The organism is Paenibacillus sp. RU5M, assembly GCF_900221055.1.
Taxonomy (GTDB): Bacteria; Bacillota; Bacilli; order Paenibacillales; family Paenibacillaceae; genus Paenibacillus; species Paenibacillus marchantiae.
The window spans coordinates 413,989-436,794 of sequence record NZ_OBQM01000003.1 but is presented as its reverse complement, the minus strand read 5'-3'; the positions used below and the strand labels follow the sequence as shown (position 1 = coordinate 436,794).

Genomic DNA, 22,806 nt, shown 5'->3' with positions numbered 1-22,806 from the left:
GGTTGGATTGAATTGTTTCAAAACGTTGCGAGATTGATCTAGAGATGTTGGATTTTACAACAGGGAGACATTACAATAACTTTTCATGTTAAAGTCTTGTCATGATGAGGAGGTTTGTGTAAATAAACAGTGGTGAAAAACGATTTCGTGTAACTTACTTTACATCACATTCATCAATTAGACAAGAGATTTACGGACATAAGTCTTCAACTTTATTATATATGTCAATATCATTTACATAAAACACAAAAAAGGAACACTATTCGACAAAAAGTGTCGTGTGTCCCTTGTTGTGTTCCCTCTTTTAAAACCAGGTCCAACTTATATTTTTATGTTAGGTCAGCTTATTTTTTGAATAAACCTCTGCGGTACATGACCGTGATAAAACGGTAAAAATCATAACTCGCCCCACTATCGATGCTGAACAACGGATTCTTGGTGTCATATGCCAGTGCTGCGTCAACGGCCGCTTTCGCCCAGACTGGAACTTCCATCTGCTGGCGCGCCTGCAGTTTATCGACCTGGGATTTGAGCGCATCAAACGCTGCTTTCTCTTCGGCTGTCATCGGTTCGCCCCCTTTCGGTGGTTCGGCTGGATTCGTGGGATTGGTTGGTTTGGGTGGCTTTGGTGTTGCTGTTGCATATCTTGCTCTCAATTCCGCTGCCGATCCTTGGAACTCGTTCATATCCACGTTGCCGCTGATCCCGTTCACCTTGCCCGAGTCCGTATACTGCCAGAATGTCCAACATTTCCAGGCAGGCTGGTCATCTGGTACACGTGTGTTGCTGTAACGCGCAATCCATAGATCGTATGAGCTCATTGAAGGTTCAAAATTGCCGGCAAATGAATTGCCCGTGTATATGATCGGTTTCACACCCGTGAGACGTTGCAATTCCGTTAAAAAAGCCTTGGCGACCGTATTGATCTGAGCTTTGCTCAGGTTACCCGGATTGTTCTCGTAGTCCATCACAGGAGGTAATTGTAGCGCCTTGGCCCCTCCAACTTTGTTAAGTGTATTGGCATAATTTGCCGCTTCAGCCTTGGCACCGTCGGTAGTCGTTGCGCGAAAAAAATGGTACGTCCCTACCAGCATGCCCGCCGCCAGTGCGCCAGTCACATTGGTTTGGAAATTCGGATCCGTATACGTCTGCCCTTCGGTCGCCTTGATGAACACAAACGTCATACCGCTTGCCTTCACTTTGGCCCAATCGATCGCGCCCTGGTAACGGGAAACGTCTATGCCCTGCGTGTTGCCCGAGCTTCTTGTTTGCATGTTTCTCACACCCTTTATGCGGCAAATTGCCGTTTGTATATAGTTAATGCTTGGGGATCAGGGGTTGCTTGTGTGCATGTCCCTGATTGTTGATGAAAGGTAAGTCCCGATGGCTGGGGATGTGTTCCAATATTGGTGTCAGACTACTCCATTCTATGTCGTCTGTCGGTAGACTACTGGCTATCCATTAACTCACTAGATAAAAATACCGAGTCGGTACGTGACCGTTCCAGATACGGATCGTTCTTCCGATCGCTGTTGTCTCCAAATTTTCTTAATTCATTTTCTTAAAGGTTAGAAATTCGGAGACAAAGGCGACCGCTATCGCTTCTTCAGAATCGATTCCGTCTCCTTCACTACTTGTAGCCAATGGATCAGATTATCGATTCAAATATTTTCTCTCTCTCTTATTACAGGACACATTTGAATGAATGAATGAATGAATGAATAGTCTTTACTTCGTTTCATCTCTGGTCTGTTCAACATCCTTATCATCTGACTGTACAAAAGATTCTCTGGAATCAGGAGTATACTTGCCGGGAATCCCCCCGTCTCCTCCCTTACCCTTGAGCACTTCAATAGCCTGCCGGATCGCAGGCGGAATCGGGGCGCCCAGTTTGCCTCCATTTTCAATAATGGACAACAACTCATTTGCGATATAAAAAAAGGCAACCGCATCCCTGAACAAATGTCCGTCCCCCAGAACACCGTCCACCAAATGAGCCACCGATACCATTGCAAAAATAAATACCTTTCGCGCAATGCCGAACATCCCGACATTACTCTCCAACTTGCCAGTCATGCCTGCCGCCGCGATGCCTGTTAGGTAATCGAGGATGACGAATACGAGCAATACGCCGAGTACGCCTGACCAGCCTCCGAAGAAGTAGGTTACTGAGCTGCTCATGAGTGCAATTCCCCATTTCCATAGGGTATCCCATCGTTCCATGTTTTCACCTCCTTGGTCTAAAAAATTGTTAACTTGTTTTAGTTGGTAAGGAGAAGAATTACCTTAACTATTTGTTCGCAAACTCTTCACTTCCCCATGTAAAAAGATAAACTAAGTAAATTTATCTGTTATCAGGCAACTGAATAAACAGATAATCCATCTTTTACTTTATTAGTAAGTTTTTGTTCTAATGTCCTTTACTTCGACTTCTAAACCCTGAATGCTTCCCATGTGTAAGACGTATTTGAATTTAGAACAGGAACACGAAAGCCACTACTGTTTACGAAAGCATTCGAAGATGGAATTCCAAGCCCTGAATATTCATAGACATTCACGATGTATGCTGATCTTCCCTGACCATTCGAAAATGTATAGTAGTTGTAGTTTGAACCTGTCGAATTCTCTGCTGCAGCACGAGTGTAATAATCGTAAACATTCAGATCCTCACCACTTGCTTGTACAGTTCGGCGGATAATAATTTTGTTTGGCCTGAAATCAAGATTGGATACTGATAAATAGTTAAAGGCGTAGCTGCCGTTATATGTCATAAAATACATTGAAGTAGCCGCTGATTGAATCGTTCCAGTTGCATATTTCGGTCCGACATTAATTTGATTGATCTTTCTCGCAAATTCTAAATGTGTATCGCTGCCTGATGCCACTATACCTTTGCCAGTAATGGCGGCAGCGATAGCCGATTTCCCATCACTGACAGAGGACTTTAAACTTTCAAACTCTTCTCTGGATGGAACTTGTACCCATACGCCCCATATGTCATAAAGATTTCGCTGCCATGTCGTAAATCCTACTGGAAGAAATGTTATTAAAGTTTGTGTTACTCCTAGGATGGACTCTTTATTTTGCGTTCCATTTTTACTCACCTTAAGACTGAAAGCTACTCCAACAGGACAATTTTTTAGAGTTTCCGCTGTCGTATTAAATTGGCAATAATATTCTCCTTCAGCTACAAAGCCATTTAAGTCTTGATTTTCACTAATACCTGATGATTTTCTGAGATAGTTTTTATCAGCATATTTCTGTAATTCCATTTCGTTATTTTTACTTTCCACTACAGATAGCTGCCTTGAAATATTGGAAGAATCGTTTATAAATTGTTCTATAATAGATTTCTCACTTACTCCTATCGTTCCGTTAATCCATATTGGTGAAAATTGATCCTGAACCTGATATGTTACAGTATAATAAGCCGATGGATCATATTGAGAGGCTGGCAAGGAAGCTAACTCTAACCCAAAAACTTCTGACTCCGGATTAAAGCGTAGGATATCCCAGTAATCTCTGACATCATTTTTATAAACGGACAGTATTTTTTTTACCCTACTATTTAATTTAGCTGACAAATTATAGTTATTAATGTTATATGATTTATGCACATCTGAAGTATATACTGGTTTAACACTCTCTCTAATTATCATTCCTGAACCTACTTCAACCTGATTATCTCCCTCAAAAAACGTTAATTGACCCTCTGACGTGATCGGATCGATAGTTGGTACTGCAAGCTGATATACGAGTTGATATGGAGTCAAATCTGGTGCTTTTGTAGTCGGTAAAGTAGTTGTGCCCACACCTGGAGTCGAAGTTCCGTCAGACAATTTATGCCAATATTTCGTGCCTGCCCCGTTGTAGAACGCTGATTCGCCGTTATACATACGCCATCCCATAAAATATGCCTTAATCTCATCTGCTGTCGGCGTATATGAATCTCCCCATCCACTATCTGCACTAGCAATAGATACATTGAAGTCTGATAAATCTGCAATTCTGAAGTAGGCGTTATCAGATTCAGACATATTTCCGTTTTTAGTAAGCACATTACCATTGTACTTCGTAACAACCAAGCTGTTAAAAGCTGCTACTGGTTCTGATAGAGTACAACCAACTACTTTGTAACCCGACGATGATGCTATTGATCGGTAACGAAGACTTTCATCCAAAATTATCTTGCGCCACTTGGTCATCTTGTAATATTGGCCATTCTTTTCAAACACTTCGTCAGCATTCAAACCTGTCACCGGGTCTGAGTATAACTCCGTTTGAAGTGCAAGCATAGAATCTTCACATGTTTTTAACGGTTTCACCTCCTTACCAAGAGTCATAATTGGATATGCAAAACTCGCTTTATTCCCCGTAGACCATGTCCATTTATTCACATCAAACTCTTCTGTATACTGCGTAACACCACTAAGATTTACACCCATTCTTACGGCCCTTGAGACCGTTTTAATGGTTTTAGTCTCTCCCGGATTAATGAACATACCTTGTAATCTTGTATATGAATCGTATACACTCACTCGAATTTTGCCTGTACTTGCTGCCGGGTTACTAATCGTGTAATCTTGATTTGCTAATACACTTAAGTAAGTCACGGCATACGCATCAGTTCCAATAGAACCAGATACTAACTCACCAGTAGCCGTATATGGAGACGTTTCTAGAAAAGTGTGTCCTGTGTGCTCCCATTCATAGAATGGCGGCAATAAATACTCTCCGTAGCGAATCACATATGGATTTCGTACAGGCTGAACGCTTTCGACATATGGGTATTTAGCAGCTACCTGCTGTGGTGTCAACGACTGATCAACAATTGAGATCTTGTACATAGCGGCTTGGGCATATTCGGTCACTGCATTAGTGGCATTTGTTGTCGTCGAGTATTCGGTTACCAAAATGAATCCAATGGATGACCAATTGTCCACGATTTGCTGCGTAACAGTAATAATCCCGTACAAATCGAGTTTTCCTCCTACTGCTGGACTCACTGCAGTCATAGCATTAAAGATAATTTTTTCTCCAGAGCTATACAAATATAACCGGACTGCTGAGCACAAATTTTTAGGTATGGCTTTTGCACGCAAAAAGAGTTTCTCGCCCACTTTGGGGGCAAGTCCTAAGTTAGTATAGGTGATTTGTGGGTTCAAATTTGAACCTGTACCTATAACCGTTACCTTGTTATTGTTCACGTTGGGCGGTGACGCTGACCAATAAGACCAGTGGTTTAAATTGTAGAAACCACCATCACGCCCCAACAAATTCACCAGCGTTCGGCCCTTCAACCCATCCAACTTAAACGCCGAGGCACGTTCAGAATGAACAACTTGCAATCCCGGCTCCAACGTCACGGACTTGCGCTTCTCCGTATCCAACCGCTCTTGAATACTACTCACCTGTGCCGCGGTGTCCTCAGCCTTTTCTTCGACTTTCCCCACACCCTCATCAACTTTCTCCCAGTTCTGATCCAAATACTTATCCAGATCAAAATAGGTTGTCGATGGCGAGGAACGGTCAATCTTATTCAATCCCAAATGCGGTGTTTTCGGTTCATTCATCTATGCTCCACCTCCTGCAAATTTATCCTGTCGGGTCTGTTCAATCTCCTCCAGCGTCATGCTTTCAACTTCCGAAATCGTCAAATACCGCAGACGGTACTCCACGGTCATATGTGCTGGTTTAATATCCTCAATTGCTGCCTTCAGATCGTCCAGATTGGGCGGCAAGCCCCATGTGTCGATGAAACGGATTCGGATCAAGTACTCCTCGGGCGAAACGGATACATCAATCCCGCCACTTTCGTAGGCCTGCGCCACGTTCTTGAGCATGGAACCAGAGACTTTGCCGCTGCCGCGCATTTTGGAAATGATTACAGATCTCCGCTGATCATCCGGCTTGGCTTGATTCGTCGAAATCTGCAAATCCCGTTCATAACGTTCCAATGCCCAGGTCGCAGACTCCGGGTAGAATTGGTCCAGCACACTTTCCAAACCAACCGTAAGCTTGTCCAGCTCAACACCTTCGGTCTCTGTAAGGAGCTGCATCTCCAGCACATTCTCATACAACGGGGGCAAAAGAGTCATTAATACCTCTGCTTTACTCATGTCACCTTCACCGTCCCAAGAACGGCTACTGCGCCGGGGGCGATCTCCAGATTAGACATACCACCATTCACCAGCAGATCGCTATAATCGATCACGGGCGGAATATCCAGAATGACATTGGCAATACGTGTCCAACGAACCAACGGATCGGCAAAAGCCAATTCTTTCAGATACGCCGTAACTCCCTTTTCAATTAGTGTCTTAACGCCCTCGTACGTTGAACTAGAAGCAAGCGTGACCTGCACCTCAACATCAATAGGCACCTCTTCCGCCCCCACCACTGTGACCACGGGTCCGATTGGAGCTGCACCTTCGCCCATTCCATCCTGAGTTGGGTCGATATATTCCTGCACCGCCTCAATGACCGCCTCAGCAGGTGTTTTCATTTCATTATTCAGCAATGCCACCTTGACTGTACCCGGACCATCCCACAGTGGAAAAGCTTTGGCTTTGCCAACACCAGAGTTTTCCCGTGCCCATAACTCATACTGATATTTGTTGGCACTCGTAATCGGTCGGGAAACTTTGTCCTGATATCGATCATACAAGGCCTGATCCGTTTCCTCGTCTTCACCGGGAACCAGCAACTGTGTCATTTCCGCTGTTGTTAATCCAGCAATATAATCGATGGGCAGCAGCGCCCCCGTATATTCATTACCTTCCGCTCCCGCGACTTCACATTCCAACACATATCGCCCTGCCGCGATGCGCTCCACAATAACGTACACCCGATCCCCCGTGGAAAAACGACTCTCCAAAGGAACCTCAACAGGCTTACCTTCATTATCCCGAAAACTACCAACCCAACGTGCCTTCGTGGCCGCTTTCCGACTAATGCCAGACCAAGCCACCGCGCGATCCAGATACTCTCCAGAAGCTGTATCTGCAAACTTCAGATTGGCGTTCACATCCAGCTCGATATACATCTGAGCCATTTCCACTGCCGCTGGCGCAAGCGCATCATAGATAATGCTGCCTTCACGTTTATCCACACCATCCGGCACTCTGTCCAGCATTCGGTTTAAAATGACTTCAAACGTCTGCTCTTCATACATTCATGTTCACCTCCGTCTCTTCCCTGAAGCTGCCAAAATCTGTTTCCACGGTAAACGAAACCCTTACTCCATCGGCCTCGTGGACAAAATCGAACTCCGTTACATCCGAAATGCGATCATCCGGAAGCAACGCTTCGCGAATCCAGCGTTCCAGTTCTGATTCAACCATGGATCTCCCGGCCATTCCTTCCCAGGACCATTCCATGCCGTAATCCGAAGAATAGATTAGATACTCGTAGCGTCGTGTAGACAACGCTTTGTACACTGCCTGTTTTACCGCATCTTTTCCATCCAGCTGCAGCCTTCCAATTCGCTGTCCTGAAGCTTGAAACACATATGTCAGACTTGGAAGCACAACAGCTTCTTCCTGATCTTCTGCGCTCATCTGCGCACCCTGTGGAATCATGGATTCACCAGCCGATCCAGCACGACAAAGCTGTCTCCACCTTGAACACGTAACAACAAAACATGGTCCCCCACGGTCCAAGTTTTGTTCACTACGGATTCTGGCAGTACCAGGAAAGGTTCAGCCAATGCCAGCCGTTGTTCAACGGTTATCTCCAGAGGCTGGGTGTTTGTCACATTTCCGTACATTACCTGAACGGGAGACTTGGCATCCACAGCGGCCACCGCCGCCTTTTTAATCACGTCCAGCATCATAAATCCTTACACCACCTTCAAATTCAGTGACATCGTGTGCACGCCGCCTTGTACCTTATGCGTACATTCGTCTACCAGAAAATATTGATTAATCTTCAGTTCATCGATCTGGATGTTCACAAGACTACCTGCCCTCACCTTGAAATCACCAAGCGCATCCACTTTCAACGTCTGCGTCTCGCGGTTACGTAGGGTCATCAGGGTCTTCAGCATGGCATCAATCTGGCCTTCGTTCAGGCCATCATCCGCTTTTTGGTACAAAAAAAGCAGCCCCCATTGACGGATGCTGCCTGAATCCTGATGTACAAACGTTTCTCTTTTGCCCGTATCCTTGTTGTCCCGATACAGCTTGATCTTGTTATACGTCTGGTCGTCAATCGACCGCGTATAGCTGTAATCCGTGAGCAGACTGTTATCCCCTATGACAAATCTATAAGGCATCTCTTCCACATCCCGAAGCACGAGCTTGCCAAAATCATCGTAGAAGATATAGTTTTTGCCGCCATAGATCAACGTTCGATCCAACGCCTCACAGATCATGTCGATCAGCTTTTTGTTATCGAATAACATGCGCGGAATAACATATTTCGGCTGGATCAGCTCGCCCACCTTCAGCTGAAAGTCGGCAGCAATTCGTTTGATCACATCCGTAGCGGTTGCGTTAACGAACTTATACGTCTGATTCGCGGTTAGATAACGAGTCTGGTCGTAGGCTTTGATTTTGACAATTTCGTCCTTGCCGCTATCCACCGAAAAGATATATCCATAAAATATGCCTACCTCGTTGCTGGTATATTTCACGACATATCCATTCTCATAGGTGAATTTCTTATTCTGGTACAGACTGCCCTTAATCAACGTGAATTCCAGAGAGGAAGGCTTGCCGATGCGGGAGGTTTTGTACGTAATGTCGCCAGCAATCTCGCTAATGTCCCAGATGTTGCCCTGCTTGTCATCCAGCCATAACCGCTCTTTCATGTTTCCCTGCTTATCGTCCAAACTTATCTGCTGCTGCATGTTCCCTCTCCTTTCACGGAAGCTTGATCACGAGTCCAATCGGAAGCTTCTTCAATTGTGCATCTTTGATGCCATTCAGCTTCTTCAGCTCTTTCCAGCGAGATCCATCTCCCAATTGGGCTTTGGCTACAGACCACAAGGAGTCTCCGGCTTTGAGTGTAATAGTCTTGGGCTGGATTTTTTCATTGGGCCGGGAGGCTTTGGTTTTTGTTTTTGAAGTAGCCGTATCCTTGCTGTCCTTGAGTGGCACTACTTTTTTGGCAGAATAAAAAATGAACTGCTTCAGCTTAATATCATACTGAATATCGCCCACCGTACCGGCTGTCTCTTTCCAATCGAAGCTCTCAATGGAAACAGCCATATTTATGGTGTACCTTGCACTGGAAAAAAACAGCCTGACGGGTCTGCCCGTCTGCATCCAGCGAATAATCTTTTTCACATATTCATACGGATCACGGTAAAATTGCTTCTGAACTGCCGGATGGCTTGCATCGTAATTCAGATGATACGGGCTGTAATCTGCTGGAAAAATCCCGCTGAAACTGACTTCACGCAGCTTGGGCGACTTGATGACGTTAATCTCACCCAAGGCACTAACGTTAAACGTACTGCCATCCCCTGCATCCGAAAACTCAATGCTCTCTGGTGTCACCGGGAAAAACATGTATTCGGAGCGGTTGTTGAAACTCAGTTGAATATAATATTCCACTTATCCATACACCCCCTGGGCACTGGAGACAATCTGACTGTTCAGTCCATCGGTGATTTTGCTGATAATGCTGTCCACATCATGTCCACTGTTGATATCCCCTGTGGTGACCTGAACGGTTGGGGTCAGACTAACGAATCGCTGAATCGCCTGCATCTCTGCAAGCTCACGCATCAGTTTTAGATCCTCGCTCGTCACATCCACTGTGCCATCCACGTCTCCGATTTTGTCCACCTGTCCGATATTGTTGATTTTGTTGATGTTACTCATATTATTGTTGGGAACAACGGTGGGAGCAGGTGCAGTTGGCATCGATGGAATGGAAGGTGTTTTGGGTATTTCGGGTGTGAAGTCTTTGCCAAAATTACCTGGTAGACCTTTATCCTTGGAATCCGAATTCGAGGTTGAAGAGAATCCAGAAATCAAATCCTCCGCAACCTTCTGACCATCTCCAAAAGCTTTAGGATTGTATTCTCCGTCCATTTTGAAGAATGTCTTCACATCTTTATCACTCGTAGGCTCCCAGGATTCCAGGCCTTTCTTCCACTCCTTTATTTGTTTGCCACCTAAATTAATATCTGACTCTTGAAACAAACCTATATTAAAGCCAAAAGTTTTGTTAACAAGTTTGATCAGACTGTTAAGTCCACCATTAATTCGTTCCATGGCATCTTCAATAACAGTTACGACGTTATAGAATATATCAAGAATGAAAATACCCATGTCTTTAAATAACTTCTGTATGGCATATACTGGGTCTATGAAAAAGTTAACAATAGCCTCCCCCAGCGAAGCAAACAGGTTCCACATTGTGGCCACTACTACTCGTACGATTTCTCCAAGCATCATAAATGAACCAATAATAACCCCCAGGATCTGTGTACCTGACATCCCCATCATGTTCAGAATTCCAATAACTGCCGCAATTGCAGCAATGACGAGCAGGATCGGCCAATTCAGTAATAACCACGCAGCAACTAGACTATAGACTTGTGCGATGACCAATGCCAGTACAACAATTGCCAATGCCATCAGGATAGGCTGAATGATATCCCAGTTCTGCTGAATCACGGCTGCAAGGTATAAAATACCGTTTACCAGCATCGTCAACGCGTTTGCCGCAACAGTAAATGCATTACTAATCCACTCAATAATGACCGTGAACTCCCCATTTGCAAAGGCTTCATTTAATCGATCAAGTAAAGGCGTCAACGCAACAAGAGCTGCCTGTCCAATCTGGCCGAGAACCCCATTAAACTGATTAACTAATGCATTCCACTTCTGCAACGGTGAATCCAACATGGTGTCGAAAGCCTGTTGAGTATAGCCTTGTTTTTGCAGAATGACATCAAGCTTTGTGATAAACCCATCCAGATTGGATGAATCAATGGTTTGTTGCAGACCCGCTCCGCTAAGAGCTTCTGCAGGAATGTTAAAAGAATTGGCAAGTTCACCGTTGTCTCCGTTCATGGCAGCGACCAAGGCACTGGATGCATCTGACATACTTTTTCCATCTGGAGAAAGCATACTCAACCGTTTAGTCATATCTCTCAGTTGGTCAACCTGATCCGTATTCTGTGCATATGGGATGAGCGATAGCGCACCTTTCAAAGCATCAGTAACATTCTGTCCGCTCTTGAACGCTTCCGCACGGTACCGATTAAAGATCGTCTCCCCTTGAGCATCATCACCCGTAGTAGACATATAGCGATGCTTCAGATCCTCTTCCTGCGCCGCTGGTACAAGAACCGCTTGTCCTGCTGATTTCATCATGCTGATCCAGGAACGCACGCGCTGGGCTCCTTCTGTAAAGGCAGCATTTACCTTAGCCTGTTCTTCTGACACACCTTGGAGTAAGTTGCCTGCCAACTGAATTCGGCTCAGATTTCCAGGGTTGAATACCGAATTGATTACGGTAGGCAGATTTTGAAATTGCTGAACCATATTGTTTGACATGATATACAGTCTTGCAAACATGGCATACATTCATTTCTCCCTCCTTTCCTTTTTATTTCTTCCGGGCGCGATTCTTGGACCGTTCTTTCTTCTCTTCTTCTACCCGGATGGAGATCATCGCATAGATGGCCGCTCGTTCTCGCATGGAGAAGTCCATTAGCTCATGAGGCAAAATGTTTAATTCGTGGAGAGCGTAATAAGCCAGATTGGCTTCGGAATCGCCCTCTTTAATTAGTTTTTTACGTCATCCACCAGTTCGTTCATGTCCTGATTGAAGCCGTTCAGCTTCTGAACCTGTTCGCCAAGCGAAGCAAATTCCCCAGGCAACAGCATTTTGCGCAAAAGCGATTCCGCTCCCATTACGCCATATGAGCGCTGAAGTTCTGCGTTTTTCAAATCGGGAAATACTACACTTGCGCTCATCAGGCGAGCCATGTAATCATTCGCGTCGATGTCCGGTGTATAGACACCGTTCTTGCCCTTAATTTTGCGGGTAGCTGCCTTGCGGCATTCTTGGTTTTCGTCCTCGGTCATGCTGCGAAGTTTCCACGCAACCGGTTCACCTTTCTCATCCTTGAATCGGAGGGATACGATAAACTCCTCCGTTGTATCCGTTGCTGTATTTTGGGCAAAAAACATACTCAATCCGCTCATGCATTTTTCCTCCTCTAAAGTTAGGCTCCCCGCCGCAATAAGCGGCGAAGAACATGTATAATGTGCTTTAAATCGTTAGTGTGAATGTGAAGCCAGTGATAAGCCAGATAAGATGCTGAATGTAGCTATTTATTCCAGTCTTATATGCAGCTTCTCTTCGAACGAAGAGAGATTGCACAATATCATTTGGACACGCCAAACAGCCCGTAACACAGGCAAGTTGAACAGGTTTCTTTTACAAACCCGCTGCTAAGGTCAAACTCGTTACAGTTTATGGTTCATATGTCCGTAACTTCTATATTACTTCGGCAGATTAAACGATACAGGCATATCGACATCTTCAAAGGTAAAGCTCACTTCTTCCTCCAACGCCTCGGCCTCGGTATCCAAGGATGCCATGATCACACTGTCGAGATTGACGCCTTTGAGGGTCACAGTCTGTTTGCCAATCGTAGAGGAAGGATCTTCGTTGGTCACTTCAATGTCGAAGTACGTATCCACACCATTCTGCATGTACTGGAGCATCAGCTCACGGAAACGGGATGTGGTATAAAAGATCGTCATGGAACCCGAACCAGACCAACCAGTTGCTTTGTGCTGTACACCTCGGCGGCCGAGGGTTTTGACCTCTGCTTTTTGCTTTTCCACGGTTGCTTCAAGTGTCTTCACATAGAACATTTCTTCCGTCTGTCCGTTAATCGTTGCATATGCGCGGCCTTCCTGGCCGGAGATCGTGTCGCTTGCTTTCAAAAATGCCATCTTAAACCACCTTCACTTTCATGTATACTTTTTCAACGGAATCTACAGGTTGGACCTGAATCTCGATAAGAATGCTGTCGGTTTCATTTCCCGGAGTAACGGTGATATCAGTTTTGGAATCAAAATTTTGAATCGCCCCGATATCCTGAAGCTGCTTCAGGTAGGTGACACATTGGGAACGGAAAAGGCTACGCCCATCTTCGTTGTTGTTCACTTTGCCGATAAAATAGGACTCGAAAATCCGTTTCATATCGTTAGCGATGCCATCGAGTACGCGTACAACACGGTTTTTGGCAAAATGATGTGCCTTATCCGGTGTAATGGAACGGAATGTATTCACATCCTGCTCTACCACTGCGCGGTTGCTGCTCGCAGTAAACACAAACTCGCCGTTGCGCAATGCTGCTTCTGTCTCGCTATGTGTCAATCGTCCGTTGACATCCACGGCATCGTCATACGCACGGAACGTCAGGGATTCATTCAGGTTAGCTCCCGCTGTTGCGCCGGCAGTCCATGCTACCGTTTGTTTCGGCGTAAGAACGGTACCGTCTGCGAGCACAACACCATTTTTGACACTAATAATGCCTTCATGATCTGCAGCCGGATAATTGGACAAAACTAGTTGCACTTTCTTGCCCTCGGTATCACGCAAGCGCTTGATGTAGACTGTGTAGACTGACTTGAGTGTGGCATCGTCTGAAATCAGACCGACCGTGTTAAAATCCAGTACTTCCAGCTTGGTCAGGAAATCGGCATGCTCCTGGTTCGTTGCTGTACCATCCAATCCACCTGTTAGTGGAAGTGAAGCTGTAGCTGTGAGTGCACCTTCACCAGTAAAGGTAACGTATGCGTTGGATTCCAGCGCTTCAATGGTGGACGAAGTTTGTTTGTCCACTTCTTTACCCGCAAGCAAAGTGGAGATATCCAATTGTCCCGGTTCATTGATGTTTGCGGAGATTACAACAACCAGATCATTACCACGTACACCGCCGTGTTGGGCTGTCACTGTCAGTTTATCCAAGGTTGCCTTGGCTTTGGTCCCTGCATTGAGTCGATACAGAAGCAATGTTTGCGCACGTTTCAAAGCTTCACGAATCAACAACAGTTGCGGTGCTGTCCAGTCATAGCCCAATTTGGCTTGTACATCTTCACCTATTTGTACCGTCAGTATTGTGCCTGCTTGCCCCCATGACAATGGAAGGGCCAAAGCCACCGTTCCCCGCTCCCCTACCGTACCAGGCAATGAGCCCTCTGATGCAAAATTCATATATACACCGGGGCGTACCTTGTTTTGTGTCGTCCATGTTCCTCCAGCCATTATTGTGCCTCCCCATTCATAAATTGTTGGATGTGTTCTTGCGCTTCTTGCAAGGTGTAAGTCTCTTGTTCCAGCAGCACCGCTGCCAAAATATCTTTCTCTATCCGGCTAAGTTGCCGGGATTCGGCGAACTGTGATTTGCTGTATTTTGTATCGTTATGCTTCTCTTCTGCTTCAAGGTTCTTTCGATCTGTTTCTTTCTTGGTGAACATCGCGAGCACGCCTCCTATTCCTTTCATGATAAGTCCTCCTTAAATGCGTTCAGATAAAGAATATTAACACCAGTCACTCCGCGGACTGTGTATATCCGTCTGAATTTAAAGTCATGCCTGTGTCGTTTTCAATACAGTTGGCTGCTGTTCCAGATGTTGCATTGGACTGGAGGACTCCGGTACTTTGGTGGTTCGCATCGTGTAATACACCCACAGTTTGGGTGTTTCTCCCCACGCTTTCCATCGTAGCTCCGTCGCTCGACATAACACTCCCTCCACTTCAAGCGTTTCCAATGCTTCGAAGAGCCTGTCCGGCAGGTCTTCCGGAATGTTCTTCCCGTCCATCCAGCGAATCTCGTAGATGAGAGACTGCACAAACCGGTCGCTCCGCTCACGGATGAGTTTAGCAGCCAGCAAGCGGTAAGCTAGGCATTGGCTATCTTGAGTATCGGCTCCTGTGGCAGGATAAATCGGGATGTTAGGGAGGTGATGCGATAGTGTTGTCGCGATGGCGGCGGTTAGTTGGGTTGTGGTCATAGTTCACCTCCTTTAAATCGGTTTCACAATATTACTTGAACACCTGTGCTCCACCAGAAACAGTAAAAGTAGAGTTAGTAAGGGTAACGTTCTTCATAGTAATAAGTGCTCCCTCCGCCCTTCCAACCCTCTCATTTCCTGTTCCTGATACATTTTCTAAATATGCTAAACAACCTCGATTAAATTCAAAAGGAATATATTGATTTGAACAAACACAAGAACTCACATAGACTGATAGGACCCCGGTAGCAGATAAAAAGCTAAGCCCTGCACTAACCTTATTGACAAAATACAATGTTAATTTATAACAATTTTGTGCAGAAACACCACCGTTAGAATTAATAATCTCTAAGGGCTTTTCATAGTTACCATTAATAAATACTTCAGCTGAACAATCATCGATTGAAAAATAGCCGTTTAACTTAATCCCTGGATCGAACAGAAAAAAAAGAGGGCCTCCATGAAATTCTCTAACGATAACATTCTCAGTAAAATTAACAGAGTTAGAAGTGTTTTTTATTCTGATTGAACGCCTGCCTGCATTAAACTTCTTCAAATAGTCAACTGCTGACTGTATTGTAGTGAATTGTGCATTAGCATCACTTTTACCTACAATAATTGTAATCTCTGAAGAACGAAGATCCGCATCATTAAACGAATCCATTAGTAAAAAAACTCCTAAGTTGGAGTTGTATTTCACCTCATAAATTTTACTTGTATCAATTAAATTATTTGGTAGGGTATAGTTTTTAAATTGTTCAACCCTAAGTTGATAGTTAGTATCGTTAATCTGCAAATATGTTGGCAGATTAACTGAAGAATTCGTCGTATTGAACTGTATCTTAAAAGACAAACCGTTAGTTACCATAAGAGAACGATTGAAACCACAAACAAAGATGTTGTCAATAGAACGTACTGCTGCCGAAAATAGATTAAGCGAATTGGAGATTTGGTTTACTTGACCATCCGTATATGACTTGGCATTTGTTGCCGCATTCGTCTCTGCCGCCACCCTCGCATCTCTAACCGCCTTCTCCGTAGCAGCCACATCTTCACGGGTGCCATCAATTGCGTTGGATAGTTGGACGATACCCTTATCTGTTAAGGATGCATCATTAATAACGATTTCTCGAACTTTCTGATCGGTGTATATTTTTACCTCTTCAATATCATCCCTTGTAGGTACTTTTTTCCATGGACCCCATCCGACATAGTAGTTCCTTTGAAAAACTTGTAGGTTACTCGGTTCAAAAGTTGTTAGAGTTTGGACCACTCCAGCATGTCTTTCTATCGTCAAATGAAAGGCTACTCCTACTGGGGAATTAGCTAAAGTTTCTACTGTGGCATTCGTTGGGCAATAATATTCCCCTTCTGTTATATAGCTATTAAGATCAGATTCCGCAGATATAAGGATGGCTTCTCGTGTCGCCACGCCTGCATCAATCTTTTCAAAAATCCCGTTAATACTCTCCCGGGTTACATTCTCATTCCCTAATGGAAGAGGCAACTTCAGTCGATCTGTTTCTTTTGGCATTACGCCCACACCTCCAGTCCATTCCACGTCAAGGACGCGGCATCGAGTTCGTCCCATGTCATCTGTTTGTCGTCCAGATCATCCCAGACCAGATAACGATATTTATATTCCACGGCCATATGGGCCGGTTTCAATTCATCAATTGCGCGTTTGAGATCGTCAATATTGGGCGGAATGCCCATCGTGTCCACAAAGCTCACCGTAAAGCTCCACGCTTCCGGTTGAAACTTTACATCCACCTTGCCCCCGGCGTAAGCCTCAGCCACGTTCGCAACCAATCTCCCTGAAAACTTTCCGGCACCACGCAGCTTCGCTTCGACCACCGCACGCCGCTGATCCACAGGTTTGAGACGATCCGTCTCAATGCCAAGCTCCTGCTCCCAGAAATCCAATCCCCACGTTGCCGTGCGGACAAAAAACTGATCCAACGTCTCATCCAGCGCCTGATAAAGCTGATCCATCTCGGTTCCTTTGGACTGCATATCCGCCTGCATCACACGTGAAGTCTCATAATAGCTCGGCAAATACGAGAACAGCTCCCGCCCTTTTTCACTCGTCAGTCCAACATGTACAGCAGAAGGTGCACTCATGACCGGCATCCTCCTTTCCTTTCGCATCAACGTAGACAGCTTCACTCAATAGCTGCGCTCCCGAGCGGCGTACCACACGACCCAAGCACTCTTCTAACCGGCCACTTTCTTCATTTCCAGCTGAACCATATGCCGTGTAGTCAGAGCATTCCCGATGTCCCACACTACCTCTGCCCCCACACCCGAACTTCGTATCCTCCACTACACCTCTACTCATGCACATCCACCGTCCCCAACACGGCCACCTGGTTCGCGGTCATCTCTATATTCTGGTCGCTCACACCGTTCAGGGTAAGCTCTGAATAGTCGATAATCGGCGGAATGTCGAGCAGGATCGCAGCAATTCGAGTGTAGCGCACAAGCGGATCGGCAAAAGCCAACTGCTTCAAATACGCAGTCACCCCGCTCTCAATCAACACCCTTACATCTGCCAGTGTGGCATCACTTGCCAGTGTCAGCTTCACCTGAATGTTCATTGGCACTTCCTCTGCCGGCATCACGGTCACCACAGGGCCAGCGGGTGCAACGCCTTCACCCTGTCCATCCTGCGTTGGGTCTACGTATTTCTGCACAGCCGCTACCAGATCGCTACCCGTGGCACGTTTGTCCGTATCCAGCAAATACAATCCCACCGTGCCCGGCCCTTGCCATAACGGAATAACCCGCGTTGCACCAACACCGGGCACTTCACTGGCCCATTGCACATATTGCGATTTGTTGCCGCTTGTTCCCTGATTGCGGACTTTGGCATAAAAACGTTCCAGCAGCGCCGTATCTGCCTCAATATCCGCACCGCCTTTAATGACCTCAACATTTGTTACAGAGGTAACACCACTTACAGGTGTAGACAGCACGGTCACGGTGCCCGCAGGCACATTACTTTCTTTTCCGGCAACGAGCGCCCGCACACCAACACTACCCAGACCATCTTCTCCCAGCTCCACACGACCAACGGTTTCATATTCGAGTGAAGCCTCACCGGAGATTTCATCTGCCAAAGTAGCCACAACCGTCCCCGCAGGAATCACCTTGCCCGACGTACCCGTGAATTTAACCGAACCTTGTGCCGCTACCGCAGCCCGTCTCGTAAGACCATGCTCTCCCGCCCGCAGATCCAGCTCTTCCGAACGAAAATTCGGATCACTGCTCGCCGCAGTGCTCGCAAAGCCGCGCCGCAGCAGTTCCTGCGCCCAGAGCGCCGCCTCAGACAGCATAAACGCTACCGGAGCCTCCGCATCCCACAGAAACGATCCTTCCGACTTGTCCAGATCCGCGGGCAGACGATCCAGCATACGCTGCATAATCTGTTCCTCCGTCTGGTCCTCCAAATAACGTGGAATCTCAGCCATCCCGTCAGATCACCTCACTTTCCAGAATAAACATCTCTTCCTGCACACTCGCCACCCGACACGAGAACATGCACTGCTCCCGATTCCAATCAAACGTAAACTGGTCCACCGAATCTGTGCGAGGATCAGCAAGCAGCGTCTCCGTAACCATCCGGGTAATCTCACTTTCCATCACACCCCGGCTGTCCCCCTGACCCACCAACTCATCCAGCTCCGATCCATAGTTTCGGGAGTAAATCACATGTCTGTACCGCGGCGTCTTCACTGCTTTGATACACCACTGTACCCAGGCTTCATGCGCACCCGCCGCAGCGACTTTGCCACTTGGGGTCAGCACAAAATCCCCCGCATCGTAATCGAATCGCCAGCTCCGTCCAAACCTCACCTCTTCCGAAGCCGCCCCCGACAGATCTTCCTCATCTCCCCATACCAAACCCGTTTCCGGGAACAAACTAGGCATTCGCATTCACCACCTTACACAGCACCACAATGTCGTTACCGCCATTCACTCGCATCGCCAGCACACGGTCACCGGCTTTCAATCCTTTACCAAGAGACCACACCGCTTCTTCCACTTCCCCTTTTTGCAAAAGAAACCGTCCCGTGCCCGTCGTTCCGCCGTTTGCCACGTCAGGTATACCGGAAATCGCGCCAGCAGCCTCGCGCTCCGGCAACCCAAGCGTGCCCGGTAACTCTGCCACGAGATAGTCCTGCACTTCGTGCTTGAAGTCATCCAGCTTTACGCCGGATGAAGTCATCGTTCCCAGCACCGCGCCCATGCCGCTCACGGCCTGACGGGTATGGGTACTCATCGCGCCGCGCATGACCTCGGCAAAATGCCCATACGGATCATCTTTATTCAAGGTAAAACCTCCTTTTCACCAGCTCGGCTGTCCCCAGCTCCAATGTCATTGTTCCAGGTCCGGCAGACAGATCACGGCTGACCGACATGACGATCAGCTTCAGCCCTTTGAGCAGCACCGCGTCTCCGGCACGAATTGTATTCACATCAGGTGCGGATATCGTAAAGGTCTCCTGAATACCCGTCAGACGACTTTTCGCCAACTTCTTGGCAGCAGTCGCTGTTTTCACCTGATCGTCCTCGATCAGCTTTTGCAGCGTGCCCAGTTCGGCTACACCCTCCTGCTCTATCGCCAGCACTTTGGAAGGAACCTCTTTGCCACTGCTGGACTCGGAGGCCGCCATCACTTTAACTTTGGTGACCGCGCCTTCGAGTGTACGCATCTGAGTCAGATCGATCAGTCGATCCAACTCGTGCACTTTCGCATTGCTGCCCACCTTAAATAGCTGCAACCCGCCGGGCGTCATTCGTGGATGAAACATATCCCCACCCGACTTCACCGTTTCCTTTAGATCGGCAAACAACATCGAAAAAATCGTCTGCGACCGATACACCGCTTTACTCAGCTTCTTTTTGGTATCCAGCAGCATGGCATATGGAATTTTCCATTCCTTGGCGTACGTTTTGAGTCGCTGCGTGGCAGTCTGGTCTTTCGGCAGCAGGAACTCGTCCTCTGATTTTTCCAGATAAATCATCCGGTCGTAGACGGTCAGGGACAGTCGCTTGGTGCCGCTGTTCGAGCTCTCCACTTCCCAGATGACGGCAGGGTGAAGCAAGTGAACCATAGATTTTTCGCCAAAAGGAATCCCGCTGATCCGCACCGCCATACCCGGTGAGATCGCAGGCAGACCCGAAGATGCAGACACCGCCAGCCGGATGTTGGCCTGATAGGCAATCTGGTCGAGCGAATCCTTCAGCGTAATCGTCTCCACCAGCTTGGTGATGTCATATTTGTCGTCCACAATGACCTTGTAGGTCATGGCATCACCAGCTTTTGTCCGGGCTTGATCCGGTTCGGATCACTGCCGATGATCTTCACATTGAGCTTGTAAATCTCGTTCCACTTGGAACTGCTGCCCAGCTCAAGCTTTGCTATTTTGGACAGGGAATCGCCAGATTTGACCGTGTAGGTCTTGCTGCTCGTTTTCAGATCCGTACGAGAACCTGACTTGCTCGTAGACGTTGCACCGCCAACCTTCTCCACTTTGGAATCCCGCCACGTTCGCAGCGTAATGTCAAAGTAAATATCCCCGCTTTCACCGCCCCGAAAGGTCGTATTGTGTGAGATCAGATACACGGGCACGTTCACCCCTGTGTTGGTAATGATGAAGCGCAGCGGCTTCTTCGATACCAGAAACGTATTCAGCATATTCATCGCTACACGCGGATCAGGCAAAGGCTCGTACATGCAATAGGACGCATCATATTCTTTGGGAAAAAAAGAAGAGAAGGTGATCTCCTTCACCTTCTCCCCCTGCGCAAAATCAAACTCGCCATACTCCAACATATTAATCGTTTCGTATCCCTTGGATCGGGAGATCGTCAGTTCTTCCGGTTTCACCGGAAATTGAAACTTCGTTTTCCCGTCGATCAGGGTAAATTCCATTTTGATACCTTCCACGTTATCTTTAAATACAGTCATGACAGGCCTCCTTTCTGCCTAGGCCATAATGGTTTTTCGATTTTCCATCGCACGGCGCACTTCGCCTGCAAATCTCATTCCAACCTGATGTGAGATGGCATCGTAGTCGATGGCGTTCTCCCGGACAGTCACCTGCACAGCTCCTTGTGGTACGTTTACGGAGATCTGGTTGGTCGTCTCGGTTTTAAAATCCTTCAGGTAACCGGACAGACTACTCATCTGGTCTTCGGATATTTGTACCGTCATCGTGGATGATTTGCCATTGGCATTTCCAGCAGTTTGCGCTCCGTTACCTAGACCCATGGCTTGGGACTGCATCACGCTTGTTCCCAAGAGAGCGGCTGTCGTAGATTGACCACCATTGCTGTTCGCATAAGCCATAGGACCAGTTGTTGTGAGCACAGATGGAATATAGGCAGGTGGCATTGACGGACCAGAGGGTACTGGTGTAGGATTAGCAACCGCCGTTGTTGCTGAGACGGTTTTTTCTTCTTTTTTGGAACCAAAGCTGAAGAAATTGGATATGCCACTTGCAATGTTCTTCGTTTTTTCAGAAACAAAATCGGCTGCAGTCGACAACGCTTTGCCTGCACCTTCCGTGGCATTGGACATGAAGTTTCCAATATCTTTCGCTTTGTCCCCAATCCAGCCTCCCGCCGAACTGCCAGCCCATCCACCTAAAGCTCCACCAATATACGTGCCGATTCCAGGTAAAATAAAACTGCCAATAGCACTACCAATCGCGGTACCAGCAGTCCCACCGATCATGGATCCAACAGCTCTCCCACGCTGCTCGGGAGAAGCAGTGGCAACATTCGCTACATCAGCAAGCATACTAATCGGTCCAAGCAGTTTACCCGCTCCCTTCGCAAGTCCCCCACTCAGTTTGCCGAACATACCATTACCCGAAAACATATTGGACATTGGCGAACCAGGCAAATTTGCGCTAAAGCCATGTCGATTCGGATTCAATTTTTGATCAAAGTCCATTTTCAGCTTTTTCTCTTCTGCATGAGGCATGTTGGTAATGATTTTTTTCGCACGATCGGAAGCAGACGTTTTTACAGTTCCAGGTGCACGTTCCTGGTAGGACCTAGAACCGCTCTTGTAAGGACCTTTTTTTCCGCCCTCTGTTGCGGCTACAGTTTTAGCATTGCCACCACCTGCATTTTTGGTTTTTCCACCTTTAGCCCGGCCTTTTGAAATCCTCCCTACAAGGCTTCCACCAGAGCAGCAGCAACATTGGGAAGTATTGCTTGAACTTGATTTCCCTTTGATTTTTTCATAGAAGAACTTAACACCACTCCCAAGCTTTCCGAGCAAGTCCGTTGCATTATTTAATGGATCAAGAAAATCATTACTTTTTTGTGCCATTTCCCGTATCCAACTTATTTCTTCTTCCTTTGGTGCGTTCTTTACCGTATTATTGTTGCTCCCAATGTTAAGTGACAGCGAAGGCCCGCTCGCAGGACTCATCTTCCCCATCGCCACTTCGACCTTCTGCTTCACCTCCACAGACACCGTCCCCGAAGCCTTCACCATCTGGTTTCGGAAACGGTTCAGTTTCGCGAGTGCACGGTCCAAGGCCGGGCTCAATTGATCATCCAGCCCGATCTTCGGCGTGATCCGCAACCTACTCAATCGCACAGCCGTACTATAAATGCTCTCCAGCCTACGCCCGGTTGTTCTCAGCTCATTGTTCACTTTAATCAGACTCTGATAGCGAACTCTGCCCAGACGTTCCGTTGAGCGCTGGATCTGATCCAGATATCGGATGGTCGTTCGCATTTCCGCATTGGATTTGGATAAACCCACAATCATTTCTGCCATTTC

Annotated in this window: 24 protein-coding genes; all 24 read right to left on the bottom strand. The window is 46.9% G+C overall.

Annotated elements, in window-relative coordinates; genetic code table 11:
- Positions 1-344: 344 nt before the first annotated feature.
- The 24 genes from CRO25_RS12580 to CRO25_RS12465 all read right to left on the bottom strand — a co-directional run bounded on the left by CRO25_RS12580 (position 345) and on the right by CRO25_RS12465 (position 22,803).
- Positions 345-1,274 carry a glycoside hydrolase family 25 protein gene (locus CRO25_RS12580; protein ID WP_079695209.1) on the bottom strand — a complete coding sequence of 310 codons (930 nt, stop codon included), beginning with the start codon at positions 1,272-1,274 and terminating at the stop codon, positions 345-347.
- Between the two features lie 454 nt (positions 1,275-1,728).
- Positions 1,729-2,223 carry a holin family protein gene (locus CRO25_RS12575; RefSeq protein WP_079695208.1) on the bottom strand — a complete coding sequence of 165 codons (495 nt, stop codon included), beginning with the start codon at positions 2,221-2,223 and terminating at the stop codon, positions 1,729-1,731.
- Between the two features lie 209 nt (positions 2,224-2,432).
- The gene (locus tag CRO25_RS12570; RefSeq protein WP_079695207.1) at positions 2,433-5,573 is read right to left on the bottom strand and encodes a pyocin knob domain-containing protein; all 3,141 of its coding nucleotides are present in this window, start codon (positions 5,571-5,573) and stop codon (positions 2,433-2,435) included.
- Positions 5,574-6,119: a putative phage tail protein gene (locus CRO25_RS12565; RefSeq protein WP_079695206.1), complete on the bottom strand. Its 546-nt coding sequence runs from the start codon at positions 6,117-6,119 to the stop codon at positions 5,574-5,576.
- Positions 6,116-7,174: a baseplate J/gp47 family protein gene (locus CRO25_RS12560; protein WP_079695205.1), complete on the bottom strand. Its 1,059-nt coding sequence runs from the start codon at positions 7,172-7,174 to the stop codon at positions 6,116-6,118. The genes CRO25_RS12565 and CRO25_RS12560 overlap by 4 nt, the downstream gene beginning before the upstream one ends.
- Positions 7,167-7,580, bottom strand: a complete 414-nt coding sequence (locus tag CRO25_RS12555) for a DUF2634 domain-containing protein (RefSeq protein WP_079695204.1) — start codon at positions 7,578-7,580, stop codon at positions 7,167-7,169. The genes CRO25_RS12560 and CRO25_RS12555 overlap by 8 nt, the downstream gene beginning before the upstream one ends.
- A complete protein-coding gene (locus CRO25_RS12550; RefSeq protein ID WP_179132156.1) occupies positions 7,577-7,834 on the bottom strand; it encodes a DUF2577 family protein in 258 nt (85 codons plus the stop codon). Before CRO25_RS12550 ends, CRO25_RS12555 begins: the two co-directional genes overlap by 4 nt.
- Positions 7,835-7,840: 6 nt before the next feature.
- The gene (locus CRO25_RS12545) at positions 7,841-8,851 is read right to left on the bottom strand and encodes a hypothetical protein (RefSeq protein WP_079695203.1); all 1,011 of its coding nucleotides are present in this window, start codon (positions 8,849-8,851) and stop codon (positions 7,841-7,843) included.
- Positions 8,852-8,864: 13 nt separating this feature from the next.
- Positions 8,865-9,560 (bottom strand): LysM peptidoglycan-binding domain-containing protein, encoded by a 696-nt coding sequence (locus CRO25_RS12540; RefSeq protein WP_079695202.1) that lies wholly within the window; start codon positions 9,558-9,560, stop codon positions 8,865-8,867.
- Positions 9,561-11,546, bottom strand: coding sequence for a hypothetical protein (locus tag CRO25_RS12535; protein WP_079695201.1), 1,986 nt, complete (start codon positions 11,544-11,546; stop codon positions 9,561-9,563).
- Between the two features lie 201 nt (positions 11,547-11,747).
- Positions 11,748-12,170, bottom strand: coding sequence for a phage portal protein (locus CRO25_RS12525; protein ID WP_079695199.1), 423 nt, complete (start codon positions 12,168-12,170; stop codon positions 11,748-11,750).
- Between the two features lie 300 nt (positions 12,171-12,470).
- A complete protein-coding gene (locus CRO25_RS12520; protein ID WP_017690162.1) occupies positions 12,471-12,929 on the bottom strand; it encodes a phage tail tube protein in 459 nt (152 codons plus the stop codon).
- Position 12,930: 1 nt separating this feature from the next.
- Positions 12,931-14,247 carry a phage tail sheath family protein gene (locus tag CRO25_RS12515; RefSeq protein WP_079695198.1) on the bottom strand — a complete coding sequence of 439 codons (1,317 nt, stop codon included), beginning with the start codon at positions 14,245-14,247 and terminating at the stop codon, positions 12,931-12,933.
- On the bottom strand, positions 14,247-14,486 hold the full coding sequence (locus CRO25_RS12510; RefSeq protein WP_079695197.1) for a hypothetical protein: 240 nt from the start codon (positions 14,484-14,486) through the stop codon (positions 14,247-14,249). Before CRO25_RS12510 ends, CRO25_RS12515 begins: the two co-directional genes overlap by 1 nt.
- An 84-nt stretch (positions 14,487-14,570) precedes the next feature.
- The gene (locus CRO25_RS12505) at positions 14,571-14,996 is read right to left on the bottom strand and encodes a DUF6838 family protein (protein WP_079695196.1); all 426 of its coding nucleotides are present in this window, start codon (positions 14,994-14,996) and stop codon (positions 14,571-14,573) included.
- Positions 14,997-15,027: 31 nt separating this feature from the next.
- A complete protein-coding gene (locus tag CRO25_RS12500; protein WP_101749460.1) occupies positions 15,028-16,530 on the bottom strand; it encodes a tail fiber protein in 1,503 nt (500 codons plus the stop codon).
- Positions 16,530-17,120, bottom strand: a complete 591-nt coding sequence (locus CRO25_RS12495; RefSeq protein WP_079695194.1) for a YmfQ family protein — start codon at positions 17,118-17,120, stop codon at positions 16,530-16,532. The genes CRO25_RS12500 and CRO25_RS12495 overlap by 1 nt, the downstream gene beginning before the upstream one ends.
- Entirely contained in the window at positions 17,080-17,337 is a 258-nt protein-coding gene (locus tag CRO25_RS33030) for a hypothetical protein (protein WP_143806537.1), read from the bottom strand. Before CRO25_RS33030 ends, CRO25_RS12495 begins: the two co-directional genes overlap by 41 nt.
- Entirely contained in the window at positions 17,330-18,469 is a 1,140-nt protein-coding gene (locus CRO25_RS12490; RefSeq protein ID WP_079695193.1) for a baseplate J/gp47 family protein, read from the bottom strand. The genes CRO25_RS33030 and CRO25_RS12490 overlap by 8 nt, the downstream gene beginning before the upstream one ends.
- 4 nt (positions 18,470-18,473) lie before the next feature.
- Positions 18,474-18,929 (bottom strand): DUF2634 domain-containing protein, encoded by a 456-nt coding sequence (locus CRO25_RS12485; protein ID WP_064640166.1) that lies wholly within the window; start codon positions 18,927-18,929, stop codon positions 18,474-18,476.
- Positions 18,922-19,332: a hypothetical protein gene (locus CRO25_RS12480; protein ID WP_079695192.1), complete on the bottom strand. Its 411-nt coding sequence runs from the start codon at positions 19,330-19,332 to the stop codon at positions 18,922-18,924. The genes CRO25_RS12485 and CRO25_RS12480 overlap by 8 nt, the downstream gene beginning before the upstream one ends.
- Positions 19,325-20,311: a phage portal protein gene (locus CRO25_RS12475; RefSeq protein WP_079695191.1), complete on the bottom strand. Its 987-nt coding sequence runs from the start codon at positions 20,309-20,311 to the stop codon at positions 19,325-19,327. Before CRO25_RS12475 ends, CRO25_RS12480 begins: the two co-directional genes overlap by 8 nt.
- Positions 20,308-20,937 carry a LysM peptidoglycan-binding domain-containing protein gene (locus tag CRO25_RS12470; protein ID WP_079695393.1) on the bottom strand — a complete coding sequence of 210 codons (630 nt, stop codon included), beginning with the start codon at positions 20,935-20,937 and terminating at the stop codon, positions 20,308-20,310. The genes CRO25_RS12475 and CRO25_RS12470 overlap by 4 nt, the downstream gene beginning before the upstream one ends.
- Before the next feature lie 54 nt (positions 20,938-20,991).
- Positions 20,992-22,803, bottom strand: coding sequence for a hypothetical protein (locus CRO25_RS12465; RefSeq protein WP_079695190.1), 1,812 nt, complete (start codon positions 22,801-22,803; stop codon positions 20,992-20,994).
- Positions 22,804-22,806: the final 3 nt, after the last annotated feature.

What these genes read in the sequence shown, in the direction of transcription:
- CRO25_RS12510 (WP_079695197.1), bottom strand. Translation starts at nt 14,486, where the DNA reads ATGAAAGGAATAGGAGGCGTGCTCGCGATGTTCACCAAGAAAGAAACA.
- CRO25_RS12545 (WP_079695203.1), bottom strand. Translation starts at nt 8,851, where the DNA reads ATGCAGCAGCAGATAAGTTTGGACGATAAGCAGGGAAACATGAAAGAG.
- CRO25_RS12465 (WP_079695190.1), bottom strand. Translation starts at nt 22,803, where the DNA reads ATGGCAGAAATGATTGTGGGTTTATCCAAATCCAATGCGGAAATGCGA.
- CRO25_RS12470 (WP_079695393.1), bottom strand. Translation starts at nt 20,937, where the DNA reads ATGGAATTTACCCTGATCGACGGGAAAACGAAGTTTCAATTTCCGGTG.
- CRO25_RS12505 (WP_079695196.1), bottom strand. Translation starts at nt 14,996, where the DNA reads ATGACCACAACCCAACTAACCGCCGCCATCGCGACAACACTATCGCAT.
- CRO25_RS12535 (WP_079695201.1), bottom strand. Translation starts at nt 11,546, where the DNA reads ATGTATGCCATGTTTGCAAGACTGTATATCATGTCAAACAATATGGTT.
- CRO25_RS12490 (WP_079695193.1), bottom strand. Translation starts at nt 18,469, where the DNA reads ATGGCTGAGATTCCACGTTATTTGGAGGACCAGACGGAGGAACAGATT.
- CRO25_RS33030 (WP_143806537.1), bottom strand. Translation starts at nt 17,337, where the DNA reads ATGAGTAGAGGTGTAGTGGAGGATACGAAGTTCGGGTGTGGGGGCAGA.
- CRO25_RS12500 (WP_101749460.1), bottom strand. Translation starts at nt 16,530, where the DNA reads ATGCCAAAAGAAACAGATCGACTGAAGTTGCCTCTTCCATTAGGGAAT.
- CRO25_RS12515 (WP_079695198.1), bottom strand. Translation starts at nt 14,247, where the DNA reads ATGGCTGGAGGAACATGGACGACACAAAACAAGGTACGCCCCGGTGTA.
- CRO25_RS12475 (WP_079695191.1), bottom strand. Translation starts at nt 20,311, where the DNA reads ATGACCTACAAGGTCATTGTGGACGACAAATATGACATCACCAAGCTG.
- CRO25_RS12575 (WP_079695208.1), bottom strand. Translation starts at nt 2,223, where the DNA reads ATGGAACGATGGGATACCCTATGGAAATGGGGAATTGCACTCATGAGC.
- CRO25_RS12495 (WP_079695194.1), bottom strand. Translation starts at nt 17,120, where the DNA reads ATGAGTGCACCTTCTGCTGTACATGTTGGACTGACGAGTGAAAAAGGG.
- CRO25_RS12520 (WP_017690162.1), bottom strand. Translation starts at nt 12,929, where the DNA reads ATGGCATTTTTGAAAGCAAGCGACACGATCTCCGGCCAGGAAGGCCGC.
- CRO25_RS12560 (WP_079695205.1), bottom strand. Translation starts at nt 7,174, where the DNA reads ATGTATGAAGAGCAGACGTTTGAAGTCATTTTAAACCGAATGCTGGAC.
- CRO25_RS12555 (WP_079695204.1), bottom strand. Translation starts at nt 7,580, where the DNA reads ATGATTCCACAGGGTGCGCAGATGAGCGCAGAAGATCAGGAAGAAGCT.
- CRO25_RS12550 (WP_179132156.1), bottom strand. Translation starts at nt 7,834, where the DNA reads ATGATGCTGGACGTGATTAAAAAGGCGGCGGTGGCCGCTGTGGATGCC.
- CRO25_RS12565 (WP_079695206.1), bottom strand. Translation starts at nt 6,119, where the DNA reads ATGAGTAAAGCAGAGGTATTAATGACTCTTTTGCCCCCGTTGTATGAG.
- CRO25_RS12525 (WP_079695199.1), bottom strand. Translation starts at nt 12,170, where the DNA reads ATGAGCGGATTGAGTATGTTTTTTGCCCAAAATACAGCAACGGATACA.
- CRO25_RS12570 (WP_079695207.1), bottom strand. Translation starts at nt 5,573, where the DNA reads ATGAATGAACCGAAAACACCGCATTTGGGATTGAATAAGATTGACCGT.
- CRO25_RS12485 (WP_064640166.1), bottom strand. Translation starts at nt 18,929, where the DNA reads ATGCCTAGTTTGTTCCCGGAAACGGGTTTGGTATGGGGAGATGAGGAA.
- CRO25_RS12580 (WP_079695209.1), bottom strand. Translation starts at nt 1,274, where the DNA reads ATGCAAACAAGAAGCTCGGGCAACACGCAGGGCATAGACGTTTCCCGT.